A 14,741-nucleotide genomic window follows, 5' to 3' on the forward strand; every position below is an offset into this window, starting at 1 on the left:
ACGTGCCGACGGGACGACGGCCCCGCCCCGCGCTGCCCCTCGGGCCGGTGCGACAACGTGATAATTTGCCCAAGCCAGTCAAGGGAATCCGGTGCGAATCCGGAACTGACGCGCAGCGGTGAGGGTGACGGGCGGGGCAAGGCGAGCCACTGGACGACGGTCACATGTGACCAGGGTCCGGGAAGGCGCTCCGGCCGGGTGATCCCGAGTCCGAAGACCTGCTGGCGACCCGTACGAACGGGCCCCGCGACCGGGCCCTCGACGCCAGAGGATGTTGTGTGCCCGTCACCCGTGCAGTCCGCCGCTCCGCCCTGTTCCTTTCCGGGACGTTCCTCCTGACGGCCTGCGGCGGCTCGTCCACCGGACCCCCCGGCTCACCCACCACCGCGACGGGCCGCACCCTGGACAACTGCGGGCAGCGGATCCGGATCCCGTCGCCGCCGAAGCGAGCGGTGTCCCTGAACCAGGGCACCACCGAGATCATGCTCTCCCTCGGCCTCGCCGACCGGATGGCGGGCACCGCCACCTGGACCGACCCCGTCCTGAAGGGCCTCGCGAAGGACAACGCCCGGGTGCCCAGGCTCTCCGACGACCAGCCCTCCTTCGAGAAGGTCCTGGACACCGAACCCGACTTCGTCGCCGCCTCCTTCGCCTCCACCCTGAGGCAGGGCGGCGTGGCCCCGCGCGAGAAGTTCGAGGAGCTGGGCGTGCCGACCTATCTCTCACCGGCCGACTGCGAGGGCAAGGACAACAGCGGTGACGGCGACGGTGCCCGCACCGAGCCGCTGACCATGGAATCGGTCTACGGCGAGATACGGGACCTGGCGAAGATCTTCGGCGTCGAAGCACGGGGCGCGAAGCTCGTCGCGGCACTGAAGACCCGCGTCGCCAAGGCCACCTTGGGGATCGACGCCTCCGACACCTCGGTCCTGTACTGGTTCGCCAACCAGGAGTCCCCCTACATGGCGGGCTGCTGCGGAGCCCCCGGCATCATCACCGAAGCGCTCGGCGCGAAGAACGTCTTCGACGACACCAAGCAGGAATGGCCGCAGATCAACTGGGAGACCGTCGCGGACCGCAACCCCGACGTCCTGGTCATAGGTGATCTCACCCGCGACTCGCAGACCGCCGAGACGGCCGCGCGGAAGATCGCCTTCCTGGAGTCCGATCCGGCGACCAGGAACATGGACGCGGTGAAGAACAAGAGGTACGTCACGCTCAGCGGCCAGGCCATGAACCCCACGATCCGCACCGTCGACGGCGTCGAGAAGGTGGCCGCGGCCCTGCGCGCCGACGGGCCCGCCGGGTGACGACCTCGTCCGTCACGGCCACGGCGTTGCGGACGGTGGCCGGCCTCGTGACCCTGGCCGGGTCCCTCGCCGTGGCCGTCACCATCGGCCCGGCGGACATCGGCGTCGGCGACGTCTGGTCGGCGGTGGCCGCTCATCTCGGCGGGGGACCCTCGCGGCTGACCCCGATCCGGGACGGCATCGTGTGGAACCTGCGCCTGCCCCGCACCCTGCTCGCCGCCGTCTGCGGCGCCGGGCTCGCCGTGTGCGGAGCGGTCATGCAGTCCCTGCTGCGCAACCCGCTCGCCGACCCCTTCGTCCTCGGCGTCTCCTCCGGAGCCTCCACCGGCGCGGTCGTGGTGGTCGTCCTCGGCGCGGGTGGCGGCGCGCTGTCCGTCTCCGGCGGCGCCTTCGTCGGAGCCGTCTGCTCCTTCGCCCTGGTGCTGCTGCTCAGCCACACCCTCGGCGCCACGACCGACCGGGTCGTACTGGCCGGAGTCGCCGCCATGCAGCTGTTCTCGGCGCTCACCTCCTTCGTCGTCCTGACGGCCGCCGACGCCCAGACCACCCAGGGAGTCCTGTTCTGGCTGCTCGGCTCGCTCGGCGGCGCCGACTGGAACGACGTGTGGCTGTGCCTGACCGCGCTGGCGGCCGCCCTCGTCGTGTGCCTCGGATCCGCGCGGACGCTGGACGCCTTCGCCTTCGGTCAGGACGCGGCGGCCTCGCTCGGGATCTCCGTCGCCCGGACCCGGCTGGTGCTGCTCTGCGTCACGGCCCTGCTGACCGCCGCTCTGGTCAGCTCGGCGGGCGCCATCGGTTTCGTCGGGCTGGTCCTGCCGCACGCCGCCCGTGCCCTCACCGGCCCCGGGCACGCGCGGCTGCTGCCGGTGACCGCACTCACCGGGGCGGTGTTCCTGGTGTGGGTCGACACCCTGGCCCGTACCGTCCTCGACCCGCAGGAGATACCGGTCGGCGTCGTCACCTCCCTGATCGGCGTACCGGCGTTCGTCCTCGTCCTGTACCGCACCCGGAGGGCGCTCCGATGACGCTCATCGCCGACCGCCTCTCGCGTACCGCCGCCGGGCAGCTGATCCTGGACGGGGTCAGCCTCACCGCGGCCCCCGGATCCGTCACCGGCCTGCTCGGCCCCAACGGCTCCGGCAAGTCCACACTCCTGCGCCTGCTCGCCGGCGTTCTCACCCCCACCTCCGGCGTCGTCACCCTCGACGGCCACCCGTTGCGTGAGTACAGCCGCCGAGCCATCGCCCGCCGGCTGGCGGTCGTCGAACAACAGGCGGACACCCAGACCGAGTTGACCGTCCTGGACGTCGTACGGCTCGGTCGTGTCCCACACCGTCGCGCCTGGACCCCCACCACCCCGGCCGACGAGCGGGCCGTACGCGCCGCCCTGGACCGCACCGGCCTCACCGAGCGGGCCGGCCGCCTCTGGCACACCCTGTCCGGCGGCGAACGCCAACGGGTCCAGATCGCCCGCGCCCTCGCCCAGGAACCACGCGAACTCCTCCTGGACGAGCCCACCAACCACCTCGACATCCAGCATCAGCTCGACCTCCTGACGCTTGTCACGCGACTCCCCGTCACCACCGTCATCGCCCTGCACGACCTGAACCTGGCGGCGATGTACTGCGACCACCTCGTCGTGCTGAACCAGGGCCGGGTAGCTGCCGCGGGCGGCCCGGCAGAGGTGCTCTCCGAGGACCTCATCGCCCAGGTGTACGGCGTGCGCGCCACCGTCACCCCCGACGCTCCGGGAGACCGGCCCCATGTACGGTTCCTCGGCACGCTCCCTCAAGACACCGTCAGGTCGCCCTGACCGTACGGCCGCCCCGGTGACGTCCCACCCCCGGCGCTAGTGTCGGCACATGACCCAGGACTCCCCGCGCTCCGTCACCGTCGAGCGCATCAGCACCGGCCACTTCGTCGCGACGAACGCCCGCGGCGCCACGATCACCTTCGGTACGAGTTCCGGTGCTCACGGGGACAGTGCGTTCACCCCGGTCGAGTTGTTGCTCGCCGCGATCGGAGGGTGTTCGGCGGCGGACGTCGACGTCGCCACCAGTCGCCACGCGGAACCCGCCACGTTCTCCGTCGCGGTGACCGGTGACAAGGTCAGCGACGAGCTCGGCAACCGGATGACCGGCCTCAGGGTCGCCTTCTCCGTCACCTTCCCGGACGGCGAGGGCGACGGCGCGGACCGGGCCAGGACGATCCTTCCGCGAGCGGTCAGGACCTCCCACGACCGACTGTGCACGGTCAGCCGCACGGTCGAGATCGGCACGCCCGTCACCGTGACGATCGAGGATTCCTAATGGAGTTGTCAAGTGGCCGGAGTGACGGGCGGTATGGGGTTGTAGCACCGTCTGTCACGAAGGAGGGCCCACAGGACGTTGACTCGACGCCGGGCGAGCGCCATGACGGCCTGGCAGTGTCGTTTACCTTCGGCGCGCTTGCGGTCGTAGAAGCGGCGGGATTCGTCGCAGCAGCGGATGCTGATCAGCGCGGAGGTGTAGAAGACGCGTTGGAGGCGTCGGCTGTAGCGCGTGGGGCGGTGCAGGTTGCCGCTGATCTTCCCGGAGTCACGAGGCGTCGGGGAAACTCCGGCGAAGGCAGCCAGCCGGTCCGCGCTGCCAGGGGGCCGACGTTGCCCAGGTCGAGTTCGCGTTCCAGGCCGGGAAAGATCTCGGTGAGGTGGCCGCGGAGCCGGTTGATGGTCCGGGTGCGGTCGTCGCTGAGGTCCCGGCGGTGGCGGGTGAGGATCTTCAGCTCGGACACCAGCTCGTCGCCGGGCGGCAACGGGGTGAGATCCCGTCGGATACGCGCCTGGTCGGCGATGACCGCCGCGTCCTTGGCATCGGTCTTGCCGTCGCCCCGGTAGCCCTCGGAAGCCCTGCTGACCGTCCGCCCCGGGATGTAGAGGAGCTGCTGGCCGTGGTTGAGCAGGACCGCAATGACCAGGGCGGCCCCGCCGTCCGCCAGGTCAATGCCCCACAGGGTGTCATTGCCCAGGCCGAGCACGTCGCCCAGGAGCTTGAGCAAATCGGTCTCGTCATTGGCGACGCGTCGGGACAGCAGCCGCTTGCCGGTGTCGTCGATCACCACGCAGTGGTGATGTGTCTTGCCGGCGTCGATACCGGCCCAGATCGCTGTCACGTGCTTCTCCGCGGGTCGTGTTCGTACAGGTACCACGGACGACCTCGCTGTCGAGTCCCTACTGAGCGATCAGTGCCGCAATTCCTAATGAGCAGCCGAGTCGTCGTAGGGCGCCGGGCGGCCAATCCTCTAAAGCCACAGACACGGCAGACGACTGAAAGCCACACCCAGCGCCCCTGGGTGAGCCAACCCTACGAATGGCTCGCTCATCCCGATCAACAAGGTAGGGACGACTGACCCTCAGCCGCTCGTCCCCCCTGACGCCGTCGGCATGGACACCGCACGCACGTACCCCGACGGCAACCGTGGCAGAGGTCCTCAGAGCCGCGCCCAGCCGGGCTCTGAGGACGTGCTCGCGTTTCTGTCACAGCCCACCGAGGTTCTCCGCGGGCTCCAGCTTCCTCCGCGTGAGCCCCGGGACGGACTCCTCCCCGGTGCCACGGTCCGGAACGAGGACGCGGCCCACGATCACGGCGTAGAACAGTCCGGAGGCCAGCACCAGCGCGAAATCGGGCGCGTACAGGGTGAGCATGCGCCAGACCGCGATGCCCACCCACAGCAGGGCCGTACCGCCGCTCCAGAGCCGGACGCCGATCAGGAAGCGCCGGTGGGTGTTCCGGCCGGCGGACGCCGAGCCGGTGGGACGCCACGCCTGTCGCCTGCCGCGTGCGATGTCCCAGATGGCGAACAGATGCGCCCAGCCGTACAACAGGCGCACGGCCCATGCTTCGATCCGGTAGGGGCACTTGTGCCACAAGGGGAAGATCAACACCGTGTAGACGACGCTGGGAAGGACCAGCAGCATGTACTCGACCTTGAGTTTTTCGGGCATGGCCACCAGCAGGACGATCGGGAGCAGTGGCGCCACGAAGGTGAAGAGCGCGGTGTGGAGGTAGTAGAAGAAGCCGGAGAAGTAGCAGAGCCGGGTGGTGAGTCTGAGCTTCGTGCTCCAGAACTTCTTGCTTCCCAGCAGGCTCATGGAACCCGAGCACCAACGGTATTGCTGGTGGTAGAACGCGCTCACGTTGTCGGGACAGTTGCCGGTGGCGAGGGGAATCGGCACATAGCGCAGACTCCAGCCCAGACGACCCAGGTCGAAGCCCGTGTGCACGTCCTCCGAATGCTCGATCAGAGTGGTACCGCCGTTGGCTTCCAAGGCTGCCCGCCGATAGACGGCGCAACTGCCCACACAGATGGCGCCGCCATGGCGCTGACGAGAAACCTGGATCGCCCGGTAGAACAGTTCCTGGACGGAACCCGCGCCGCGCTCGATCCACGTCTGCCGGTCGTTCACCCGGAAATACTGCGGTGACTGGACGATGCCGGTTTTCGGGTCCCTCTCCATGTACGGCAGCAGTTCCTCCAGCAGATCCGCCCGCGGGGCGAAGTCGGCGTCGAGGATGAGGATGTACTCCTCGTCGGAGATGCTCAGCCCGTAGTGCAGGTTGCCGGCTTTCTTGAACCAGCCGGGGCGGGGCCGGGTCCCGTAGACGAAACCGAGGTCCTTGGCCATGGTGGCGAGTTCCGGATTGGCGGAGTCGTCGAGTACGTATGCGGTGGCCTGGCCGGGATAACGGTCGGCGAGTCGGCGAACATGCCTCCAGGTGTTCTCCAGAATGTCGACGGGTTCGCCGCACACCGGCAGGAAGACGGCGACCGTCGGGTACTCCTCGGGGTGCCAGTTCTGAACCAGTCGGCGATGGCCCTGGAGATCGAAATCGGTTGTGAATGCGTTCACACGCAGTGAGGCGATGTAATACAGGACGCTGAAGCCCAGGCACGGCAGCAGGACGAACAGCCACGGTGACGACTGGATCAGCCGGAACTGGCTGAAGACGAGACAGCCCATGCTGATGAGCGAGGCCACCGTGAGTACCCAGAGATGACGTCTCGCGTAGGAGTACTTCTCCTTGTCATCCGGTGGCTTGGGGAGTACGCACGTGGCCGCCTGCTCGGACCGAGGGGGCTCCTTGAATGTAGTGGTCACCTCCAAACCACTAGCCAGACCGCGTGTGCCGTGTGCGTCCGGCTGGGCTGATTGCTGTACGGGTCGCTCGAAGGAAGGATTCTTCGGAGTGGCACCACCGCAGAGTCGAGAGATGGTCGCCGTCGGTTCCTGAAATCCGGTTGACGTGACTCGTCGTGAGATGTTCCGGCGACTCTCTGCCCGCCGCGATACCTCCAAATGGCTGACCGTGCCCCCACAGAGGTGAACATTCTTGCTGCTCGGACGAATCGCGGTGGTGCCGCGCCACAGGTGACGGGTCAGTTCGTCATATTTGCCCATCGGTACCCTCTCCAAGGAACTGGAGGCAGAAATGCATTCACTGAATTCCCGCAGCCGTCGCGCGGCCTGGACCTCACTGGCCCTCGCGGGGACGCTGGGTCTCATTCCCGTGACCCAGGCGCACGCGGCGGAAAGCGCGCCGGCGCCCAAGGCCAAGACGCCGGTGCAGACATACGGCCAGCTCCACGTCTGCGGCACGAAGTTGTGCTCGCAGTCCAACAAGCCGGTCCAGCTGCGGGGCATGAGTACGCACGGCACGCAGTGGTATCCGCAATGCCTGACCGCCGCGGCACTGGACGCCCAGGCCTACGACTGGAAGGCGAGCGTTCTGCGCGTCTCGACGTACGCACGGGAGGGCGCGTACCTCAAGGATCCGAAGAAGTACACCGAACTGGCGAGCCGGCTCGTCGACATGGCGAGCGCCCGCGGAATGTACGTCATCGTCGACTGGCACACGATCCACCCGGGCGACCCGCACCAGGACCTCGACAACGCGCGCGCCTTCTTCAAGCAGATCGCCGAGCGCCACAAGCACAAGAAAAACGTGATCTACGAGATCGCCAACGAGCCCAACGGCGTGAGCTGGGCGACGATCAAGGACTACTCGGAGAAGATCATTCCGGTGATCCGCTCCCGTGCTCCGGAAAGCGTGGTCCTGGTCCCGACAAGGGGGTGGGCCACGCTCGGCCTGGCCGAAGCGTCCAAGGAGCAGGAGATCGTCGACGCTCCGGTACGCGCCAAGAACGTCATGTACACGTACCACTTCTACGCGACCGCGGGGAAGGAGCAGTTCCTGAAGCGTCTGGACCGCGCCTCGGACAAGCTCCCGATCTTTGTCTCGGAGTGGGCCGTCGCCTCCTGGAACGGCTGGGGCCAGGACTTCGCCATGGCGCAGAAGTACACCGACCTCATGGCCAAGAAGAAGATCGGCTGGACGAACTGGAGCCTCTCCGACAACCACAAGGACATCTCGGTCTTCAAGAAGGGCGCCTGCAGCGTCGGCAAGTTCACCGGCACCGCGCCCCTCACGGCCAACGGTGTCTGGGTCAGGGAGAAGACGCGGGGCTGAGCGTCTGACCGTTCCGCACGCCGGACGGCGTCACCAACTTCCGTTCCCCACGCCGACGTCTCCCTCGGGCCCGACACCGTTCCTGCGGGTCGGCCCCGAGGGGCGTGAGCCGGATTTCAGGAACCGGCGTCGACGCGTGTGACGAATTAGGTGAGGCGGCCCCAGATCCGTGTTCGCGGTGCCATCCGGTGTCAGTGGTGAATGAGCAGCATGATGGCCGTGCCCATGGCCGTCGATCCATGCCAGAATCGGTCGCAAGGGCCGCCGATGCCGGTGGAGACGTCCACGTCGCCCGAGGGTCCGCGCAGTCTGGGCATGCCCCGGGTCAGCGACCGGAGAGCGTAGGCCAGGAGACAGAGCGTCAGCACGCCGGTGATCACGTCGCCGGTTCCCGCGTCCGTGACGCCGCCGTGCCTCACCGGCATCCAAGCCATGGCGACCATACCGACCGCATAGGGCGTCCTCCGCACGAGGCCGACCAGCCTTCGGCCACGGCGGCTCAGGACCGAGGTCAACGGGAACCACAGTGCCACGGCGGCGAAGAAGACCGTCTGCCCCTGCGGCGGCACTTCGCTGCCCCGGTGCCACGGCATCACCGCCATGGCCGACGCCATGACGGCGTGCAGGAGGTGGTCGCCTCGTGCGCGCCGCCCGAAGCTTCGTGGCCGCACGACCTGCCACAGCGCGTAGACGGACGAGGCCACGAACAGCCCTGTCAGCATGGCGTACACGACATCAGTGGCGCTCATGCCTCACCGGCTTCTCCCTGGCAGCGGACAGCCACCGTTCGCAACCGACTACGGATCGGGCCGTGGACAGTCAGTCAGTGGGGCGTGGGGCGCGGAGATGGGCCCGTTGGGCCAATTCCTCCTCCGCGACCAGTTCGAGCATGGGCTTGCCCGGCGCACACAGCATCGTCACGACGAACCGGGTCCGCGCGTCGGGCAGCGCGTTGCCGTCCTGGTAGTGGATCGCGTCACCGCCGGGCTCCCAGAACGTCCCGCCCGCCTCGATCACGCGCTCGGGCTCGCCCTCGAGCTCGAAACGGACGGCGCCCTCGACGACGTAACCGAACGCAGGCCCCGAGTGGCGGTGGGGCGGAGTTCCCGGGTCTCCGGGCTCCCACTCGACGAAAATGGTCATCGCCGACGCGCCCTCGGGAACGATGAGCGGTGCGGTGTCCTGCAGCATCTTCGCAGCCGTCTTCCATCCCTCCGAGTGGGTCTGCTGCCCGTTCCCCTGCGTTGCCTCCGTGTCCGACATGCGTCGTCCTCCCTTTGACTCACCCGGCCATGGCCGTCATGGCCGTCATGGTGATGACCGGGCTCCGCACGGATCTGTGACACCCGCGGCCACATCAGTGTCACAACATTGGGGTGAGTCCTGTCCTAGATGGTGTGAGCAACTGACGTCGCCGCCGGCTTACGAAGCCATCCGATGGGTCACCGCCCCTTTGACAGGAAGGGGATCCCGGAATGCGAGTCGTTGTATCAGGAGCCCCACACCCCACACACCACACCTCACGCCCGACGCCCGACGCCCGACGCCCTGACAGGAAACGGCCATGAGTGAGCTCGACCAACTACCCGACCAGGACACCGAGGAGACCGCCGAATGGCAGGCGTCACTCGACGCCGTCGTGCGGAACGCGGGCCCGGACAGAGCCGTGTACCTGCTGCGGCGGGTGCACGAGTTCGCGGCCCGGTCCGGCGTGTCCGTGCCCGGGCTCCTGTCCTCCGACTACATCAACACCGTCCCCGTGTCGGCCCAGCCGGCCTATCCCGGTGACCTCGCCATGGAGTCCAGGATCACCGCCCTGGACCGGTGGAACGCGGCGGCGATGGTGACCCGCGGTGCCCGGTTCGGGCTCGGCGGCCACATATCCACCTATGCCTCGGCGGCCTGGCTGTACGAGATCGGGTACCACCACTTCTTCCAGGGCAAGGACGGCAAGGGAGGCTCGGGCGACCAGCTGTACTTCCAGGGGCATGCCTCGCCGGGCATCTACGCCCGTGTGTTCCTCGAAGGGCGCCTGAGCGAGGCGCAGTTGGACGGTTTCCGGCGGGAGGCCGACGGTCATGGACTGCCGTCCTACCCGCACCCCCGACGGCTGCCATGGTTGTGGGAGTTCCCGACCGTGTCCATGGGGCTCGGCCCGCTCGCCGCCATCCACCAGGCCCGGTTCAACCGGTATCTGCACGCCCGTGGCATCAAGGACACCTCCGCGTCGCGCGTGTGGGCCTTCCTCGGGGACGGTGAGACGGACGAGCCGGAATCGACGGCCGCGCTGGCGCTCGCCGCCCGGGAGCAGCTCGACAACCTCACCTTCGTCGTCAACTGCAACCTGCAGCGCCTGGACGGGCCCGTGCGACCGAACTCCAAGATCGTGCAGGAGCTGGAGGCCAGGTTCCGCGGAGCGGGTTGGAACGTGGTGAAGTCACTCTGGGGCGAGGCCTGGGACTCCGCCCTGTCGCAGGACACTACCGGCGCCCTGGTCCACCGCCTGGGCGAGGTGCCCGACGCCCAGATGCAGACGTACGCCGCCCGGGATGCCACGTACATCCGCACACACTTCTTCACGGGCGACGCGCTCTCCCGGCTCGCCGCGGGGCTGAGCGACAGCCGGCTGACCGAACTGTTCGGCAGCTCACGGGGCGGGCACGAACCCCTCAAGGTCTACGCCGCCTACCGGGCAGCCGTCGAGCACCGGGGCGCGCCGACGGTCGTCCTCGCCCAGACGGTGAAGGGGCACACGCTCGGCTCCGGCTTCGAGTCACGCAACGCCAACCACCAGATGAAGAAGCTGACCATGGCGCAGTTCCGCGAAATGCGTGACCTGCTCGAACTCCCCATCCCCGACAGCGCGTTCAGCGGCGACCTGGTGCCGTACTGGCATCCGGGGGAGAACTCGGAGGAGGTCCGGTACCTGCGCGAGCGGCGGGCGGCGCTGGGGGGCCCAGTCCCGGTGCGCAGGGTGGTCGCGAAACCGCTGAGGCAGCCGCCGGCCCGCCCGTTCGAAGCCCTAGAGAAGGGCTTCGGGCATCAGGAGGTGGCCACCACCATGGCCCTGGTCCGCCTGATCAAGGACCTGATGCGGGATGAGGAGACGGGACGGCGCTGGGTGCCGATCATCCCGGACGAGGCCCGCACGTTCGGCATGGAGTCCCTGTTCCCGACGGCCGGGATCTATTCGCCGGAGGGCCAGACCTACGAACCTGTCGACGCTGAGCAGCTGCTGTACTACAGGGAAGCAAAGAACGGCCAGTTGATCGACGAAGGCATCACCGAAGCCGGTTCCATGGCCGAGTTCACCGCCGCGGCGACCTCGTACGCCACCCACGGTGAACCCATGATCCCGTTCTACATCTTCTATGCCATGTTTGGTTTCCAGCGCACCGGCGACCAGTTCTGGGCGCTCGCCGACCAGATGGGACGCGGGTTCGTCATCGGGGCGACGGCGGGCCGTACCACGATGACGGGCGAGGGGCTGCAGCACGCCGACGGGCATTCCCATCTGCTGGCGTCCACGAATCCGGCCGCCGTGTCCTACGACCCGGCCTTCGCGTACGAGATCGCGGTGATCGTGCGGGATGGGTTGCGGCGTATGTACGGTGACCGGCCCGAGGACGTCTTCTACTACCTCACGGTCTACAACGAACCCAAGGAGCAGCCGGCGATGCCCGCCGGGCCCGGGGTCGAGGAAGGCATAGTGCGGGGCATCTACCTGTTCCGGCACGCCGAGCCCGCCGGAGCAGAACCACGGATCCAGCTGCTGGCCTCCGGTACGGCCATCCACTGGGCGCTGGATGCCCAGGAGTTGCTGCGGTCCCAGTGGGGCGTCCATGCCGACGTCTGGTCGGTGACGTCCTGGACGGAGCTGCGCCGCGACGCGCTGGACGCCGACCGAGCACGGCTACGGGGCGAGGAGCGCGTCCCCTATGTGACGGCGGCGCTGGCGGACGCGCCCGGGCCTGTGCTGGCGGTCAGCGACTGGATGCGGCAGGTGCCCGACCAGATCAGCCAGTGGGTCGGCCACGACTACTCGTCGCTGGGTACGGACGGCTTCGGGCTGTCGGACACCCGGGACGCCGTACGGCGCTACTTCCGGGTGGACGCCGAGTCGATCGTCGTCGCGGCCCTCGACAGTCTGGCACGTGCCGGCGCGATCCGTCCTGAGATGGTCGTGCGGGCGCGCGACCGGTATGGCCGGCGCGGGTGACCACTGTGAACTCACCGTCGGTCAACACCCGTGAGCGATGACGGGCACGTGTGGTTTCGTCAGTGGAAGCGGGCAACGTTGTCGACGGTTTCGGGTAGCAGTTGGCGATCAGACAGCTCGAAAATGTCGATGAGAACTGACAACGCTGCGAGCTCTTCCCGGTGTCAGCGGGAAGCGCATACTGTGCGGTGTGGCGACTTACAACCGCATCGGTGCGACCTACGCTGACACCCGGCGACCGGACCCCCGAATCGCCGCCAGGATCCATCAAGCCCTCGATGGTGCCACCACTGTGATCAACGTAGGAGCCGGCACCGGCTCCTACGAACCGTCACACACGGTGCTGGCTGTTGAACCCAGCTCAGTGATGATCGCCCAGCGCCCAGCCGGATCCGCACCGGCCCTGGAAGCATCCGCAGAGTCGATCCCTCTCGCCGACGACTCGGCCGATGCGGCGATGGCCCTCCTGACCGTGCACCACTGGAGCGACCTGGAAGCGGGCATCGGCGAGCTCCTCCGCATCGCCCGGCAGCGGATCGTCGTCCTCACCTTCGACCCCGACATCAACCACAGGTTCTGGCTGCTGGAGGAGTACTTGCCCGAAGCAGCCGCGTTCGACGACACACGAGCCGTCGCGATCGACCGTTTGTCCAGGTTGCTGGGAGGCGCGCGCATCGAAACCGTCCCCGTCCCGCACGACTGCACCGACGGATTCCTCGCCGCCTTCTGGCGCCGACCCGAGGCATACCTCGACCCGGAAGTGCGGGCCGGTATCTCGCTGTTAGCTCAGACCAGCGACGAAGTTCTCCAGCCGGGCTTGGCCCGGCTGTCAGACGACCTTTCCTCCGGCCGGTGGCACGAACGCCATGCCGACCTGCTCGATCGCGAAGCCCTCGATGCCGGCTACCGGCTTCTCGTGGCCGACCTGTAGAACCAGGCGAGCTGTCTGACTGCACACTCAGACCTGCGAGAAAGGGCCGGTCACGGCGGTGCGCCAGAAGTGATCAGTTCGCGGCGACGTCCTGCCCTCGGGCCGCCCTGGTGCTGGCGAGCCGGTAGGATTCGGTGCCGGTCTCGATGATGTTCCCGCCGAAGGTGAGACGGTCGACAATGGCCGCGCAGAGCCGCGGATCCGTGAACGTCCTGGTCCAGCCATCTGGGGCTGGCACATGTTCCTTTTCGAGGATCGCCGCTGCCACCGGCCCGTATCCATCTCCTGCAGTCCTCGTTGGTCTTCATGGTGGTGTTCGGATTCTCCAGGTGCTGCCTTGATCGGCGAGGTGCGAGGAAGGTGTGCCGGTGACATCCCAGTTGCGGGTGATCGAGGGTGGGGCCGTCCTGCTGGAGCCGGTGACCGCCGATCCGTGGGAGTTCCAGGCCGAGTGCGTCGAGGCGTTCGTCGCCTCGTGGCGGGCCCGCGGGTTCAGCCCGGTGACAGTCGAGAACGACATTGGCCTGCTGGAACGGACGCTGAACGCGCTGGGTCGGCCCGCGTGGGACGTCACCCCGGAGGACATCGACCGGGTCGTCGGCGACCTGGCCCTCGCTGGACGGGCGGCATCGACACGACGCGAGTACGTGCAGATCTTCAAGGGCTTCCACCGGTTCCTGCAGGTCCGCAAGGCCGTTGAAATTGAAGCGGGGTTCGGCGTCCGTCTGGTCTGCCCGGTGGACGAGTTCAACGCCTCACGGCATGTCGGGGACGACTCCCCGGCTCAACTGCCGCCGCCGACCCCTGAACGGGTGGCGGAGTTCTTCGACTTCCTCAAGGCCCGGATCGCCACCGCCCGCAAGTACGGGCCCGCAGCCCGGGACTATGCGATGTTCCGGACCCTGTATCACGCCGGCCTGCGCTCGGAAGAAGCCTCCCTGCTGGAGCGTCCCGACGCCCACTTCTCGCGAGGCCCGTTCGGGAAACTCCACGTCCGTTTCGGCAAAGGCGCCCGCACTTCCGGCCCCAGGCCGCGCTGGGTGCCCATGCTGGACGGCCTCGACCTCGTCCTGCACTGGTTCCTCGACGACGTGCGGGGCAAGTTCCCCAACTCGCCGGTGCTGTTCGCGGACGAGTCCGGCGGCAGCCTGCACCGTGGGACGATCCGCAACCGCCTGCGCTATCTGATGGAACTCGAAGGACGCCCGGCCACCGACCGGTTCAGCCCGCATGCCCTGCGGCGGGCCTGCGCGACCCACAACTACGAACGCGGCGTGGACCTCGTGGCGATCCAGCAACTCCTCGGTCACTGGACGGTCAGCTCGACCATGCGATACGTCCGGCCCTCCGCGACGTTCATCGAGGACGCCTATCGCCGCGCGGTGACCACCACGCTGGGCGAACTCACCGCCGAGGAGGGCAGCCCCGCATGAAGATCCGATGGCGCCTGCGGATGGCCGCCGCCCAGCGTGAGGTCTGGACCGGCACCCAACTGCAGCGGCTCCTGGCCGAACGTGCCGGCCTGCAGATGTCCTCCGCGTCGGTGTCCGCGCTGTTCACCAAGGAGCCCTCCCAGGTGAAGATGTCCACCCTGATCGCGTTGTGCACCGCACTGGAATGCACTCCCAACGACCTGTTCGAGGTCGACACCACCCCCGTCGAGCGTCCAGCCTCCCCACCCCGGCCAGTCGCTGATCTGCCCAAGGCGGTCTCCGCCCGCGGCCGTTCGATGCCGCCGCTCTGACCCGGGTGGCATCGTGGGCGTCAAACAGAGC

Annotated in this window: 12 protein-coding genes, 2 pseudogenes and 1 riboswitch; of the genes and pseudogenes, 9 read left to right on the plus strand and 5 right to left on the minus strand. The window is 68.0% G+C overall.

The genetic code is table 11. From position 1 onward, the window contains the following. Window positions 1-58: 58 nt before the first annotated feature. Window positions 59-241, plus strand: a riboswitch (cobalamin riboswitch). 37 nt (window positions 242-278) lie between these two features. From ABZ027_RS21170 to ABZ027_RS21185, 4 genes are read left to right on the plus strand one after another with little or no spacing between them, the layout of a single operon-like run. Continuing rightward, on the plus strand, window positions 279-1,310 hold the full coding sequence (locus tag ABZ027_RS21170) for an ABC transporter substrate-binding protein (RefSeq protein ID WP_356770500.1): 1,032 nt from the start codon (window positions 279-281) through the stop codon (window positions 1,308-1,310). 26 nt (window positions 1,311-1,336) lie between these two features. Further along, the gene (locus tag ABZ027_RS21175; RefSeq protein WP_356770575.1) at window positions 1,337-2,335 is read left to right on the plus strand and encodes an iron chelate uptake ABC transporter family permease subunit; all 999 of its coding nucleotides are present in this window, start codon (window positions 1,337-1,339) and stop codon (window positions 2,333-2,335) included. Then, complete coding sequence (locus ABZ027_RS21180) at window positions 2,332-3,123, plus strand: ABC transporter ATP-binding protein (RefSeq protein WP_356770502.1); 792 nt, start codon at window positions 2,332-2,334, stop codon at window positions 3,121-3,123. Before ABZ027_RS21175 ends, ABZ027_RS21180 begins: the two co-directional genes overlap by 4 nt. Before the next feature lie 49 nt (window positions 3,124-3,172). Beyond that, window positions 3,173-3,619, plus strand: coding sequence for an OsmC family protein (locus tag ABZ027_RS21185; protein WP_356770504.1), 447 nt, complete (start codon window positions 3,173-3,175; stop codon window positions 3,617-3,619). 8 nt (window positions 3,620-3,627) lie between these two features. Here ABZ027_RS21185 and ABZ027_RS21190 read toward each other — a convergent pair. Together ABZ027_RS21190 and ABZ027_RS21195 are read right to left on the minus strand one after the other, a co-directional pair. Beyond that, window positions 3,628-4,460 (minus strand): annotated as a pseudogene (locus tag ABZ027_RS21190) (transposase). A 364-nt stretch (window positions 4,461-4,824) separates the two neighbouring features. Beyond that, window positions 4,825-6,447: a glycosyltransferase family 2 protein gene (locus ABZ027_RS21195; RefSeq protein WP_356770506.1), complete on the minus strand. Its 1,623-nt coding sequence runs from the start codon at window positions 6,445-6,447 to the stop codon at window positions 4,825-4,827. A gap of 331 nt (window positions 6,448-6,778) precedes the next feature. Here ABZ027_RS21195 and ABZ027_RS21200 point away from each other — a divergent pair, with 331 nt between their 5' ends. Continuing rightward, window positions 6,779-7,816: a glycoside hydrolase family 5 protein gene (locus ABZ027_RS21200; protein ID WP_356770508.1), complete on the plus strand. Its 1,038-nt coding sequence runs from the start codon at window positions 6,779-6,781 to the stop codon at window positions 7,814-7,816. Window positions 7,817-8,007: 191 nt separating this feature from the next. Here the strand turns inward: ABZ027_RS21200 and ABZ027_RS21205 are convergent, their stop codons facing one another. Together ABZ027_RS21205 and ABZ027_RS21210 are read right to left on the minus strand one after the other, a co-directional pair. Beyond that, window positions 8,008-8,565, minus strand: a complete 558-nt coding sequence (locus ABZ027_RS21205; protein ID WP_356770510.1) for a DUF5134 domain-containing protein — start codon at window positions 8,563-8,565, stop codon at window positions 8,008-8,010. 70 nt (window positions 8,566-8,635) lie between these two features. Then, a complete protein-coding gene (locus ABZ027_RS21210; protein WP_356770577.1) occupies window positions 8,636-9,007 on the minus strand; it encodes a cupin domain-containing protein in 372 nt (123 codons plus the stop codon). Between the two features lie 373 nt (window positions 9,008-9,380). On the opposite strand from ABZ027_RS21210, the gene aceE reads away from it, so the two are divergent. Both aceE and ABZ027_RS21220 read left to right on the plus strand, forming a co-directional pair. Next, entirely contained in the window at window positions 9,381-12,035 is a 2,655-nt protein-coding gene (aceE, locus tag ABZ027_RS21215) for a pyruvate dehydrogenase (acetyl-transferring), homodimeric type (RefSeq protein WP_356770512.1), read from the plus strand. A 190-nt stretch (window positions 12,036-12,225) separates the two neighbouring features. After that, window positions 12,226-12,966 carry a methyltransferase domain-containing protein gene (locus ABZ027_RS21220; protein ID WP_356770515.1) on the plus strand — a complete coding sequence of 247 codons (741 nt, stop codon included), beginning with the start codon at window positions 12,226-12,228 and terminating at the stop codon, window positions 12,964-12,966. Between the two features lie 73 nt (window positions 12,967-13,039). On the opposite strand, the pseudogene ABZ027_RS21225 reads toward ABZ027_RS21220, so the two are convergent. Next, window positions 13,040-13,189 (minus strand): annotated as a pseudogene (locus ABZ027_RS21225) (ATP-binding protein); the annotation flags it as partial. A gap of 145 nt (window positions 13,190-13,334) precedes the next feature. Between ABZ027_RS21225 and ABZ027_RS21230 the strand changes: the two are divergent. Continuing rightward, on the plus strand, window positions 13,335-14,399 hold the full coding sequence (locus tag ABZ027_RS21230; RefSeq protein WP_356770517.1) for a tyrosine-type recombinase/integrase: 1,065 nt from the start codon (window positions 13,335-13,337) through the stop codon (window positions 14,397-14,399). Continuing rightward, window positions 14,396-14,710 (plus strand): helix-turn-helix transcriptional regulator, encoded by a 315-nt coding sequence (locus ABZ027_RS21235; RefSeq protein WP_356770519.1) that lies wholly within the window; start codon window positions 14,396-14,398, stop codon window positions 14,708-14,710. Before ABZ027_RS21230 ends, ABZ027_RS21235 begins: the two co-directional genes overlap by 4 nt. Window positions 14,711-14,741 lie beyond the last annotated feature (31 nt).

Origin of the sequence: Streptomyces sp. NPDC006332 (assembly GCF_040612855.1) — a bacterium.
GTDB lineage: Bacteria > Actinomycetota > Actinomycetes > Streptomycetales > Streptomycetaceae > Streptomyces.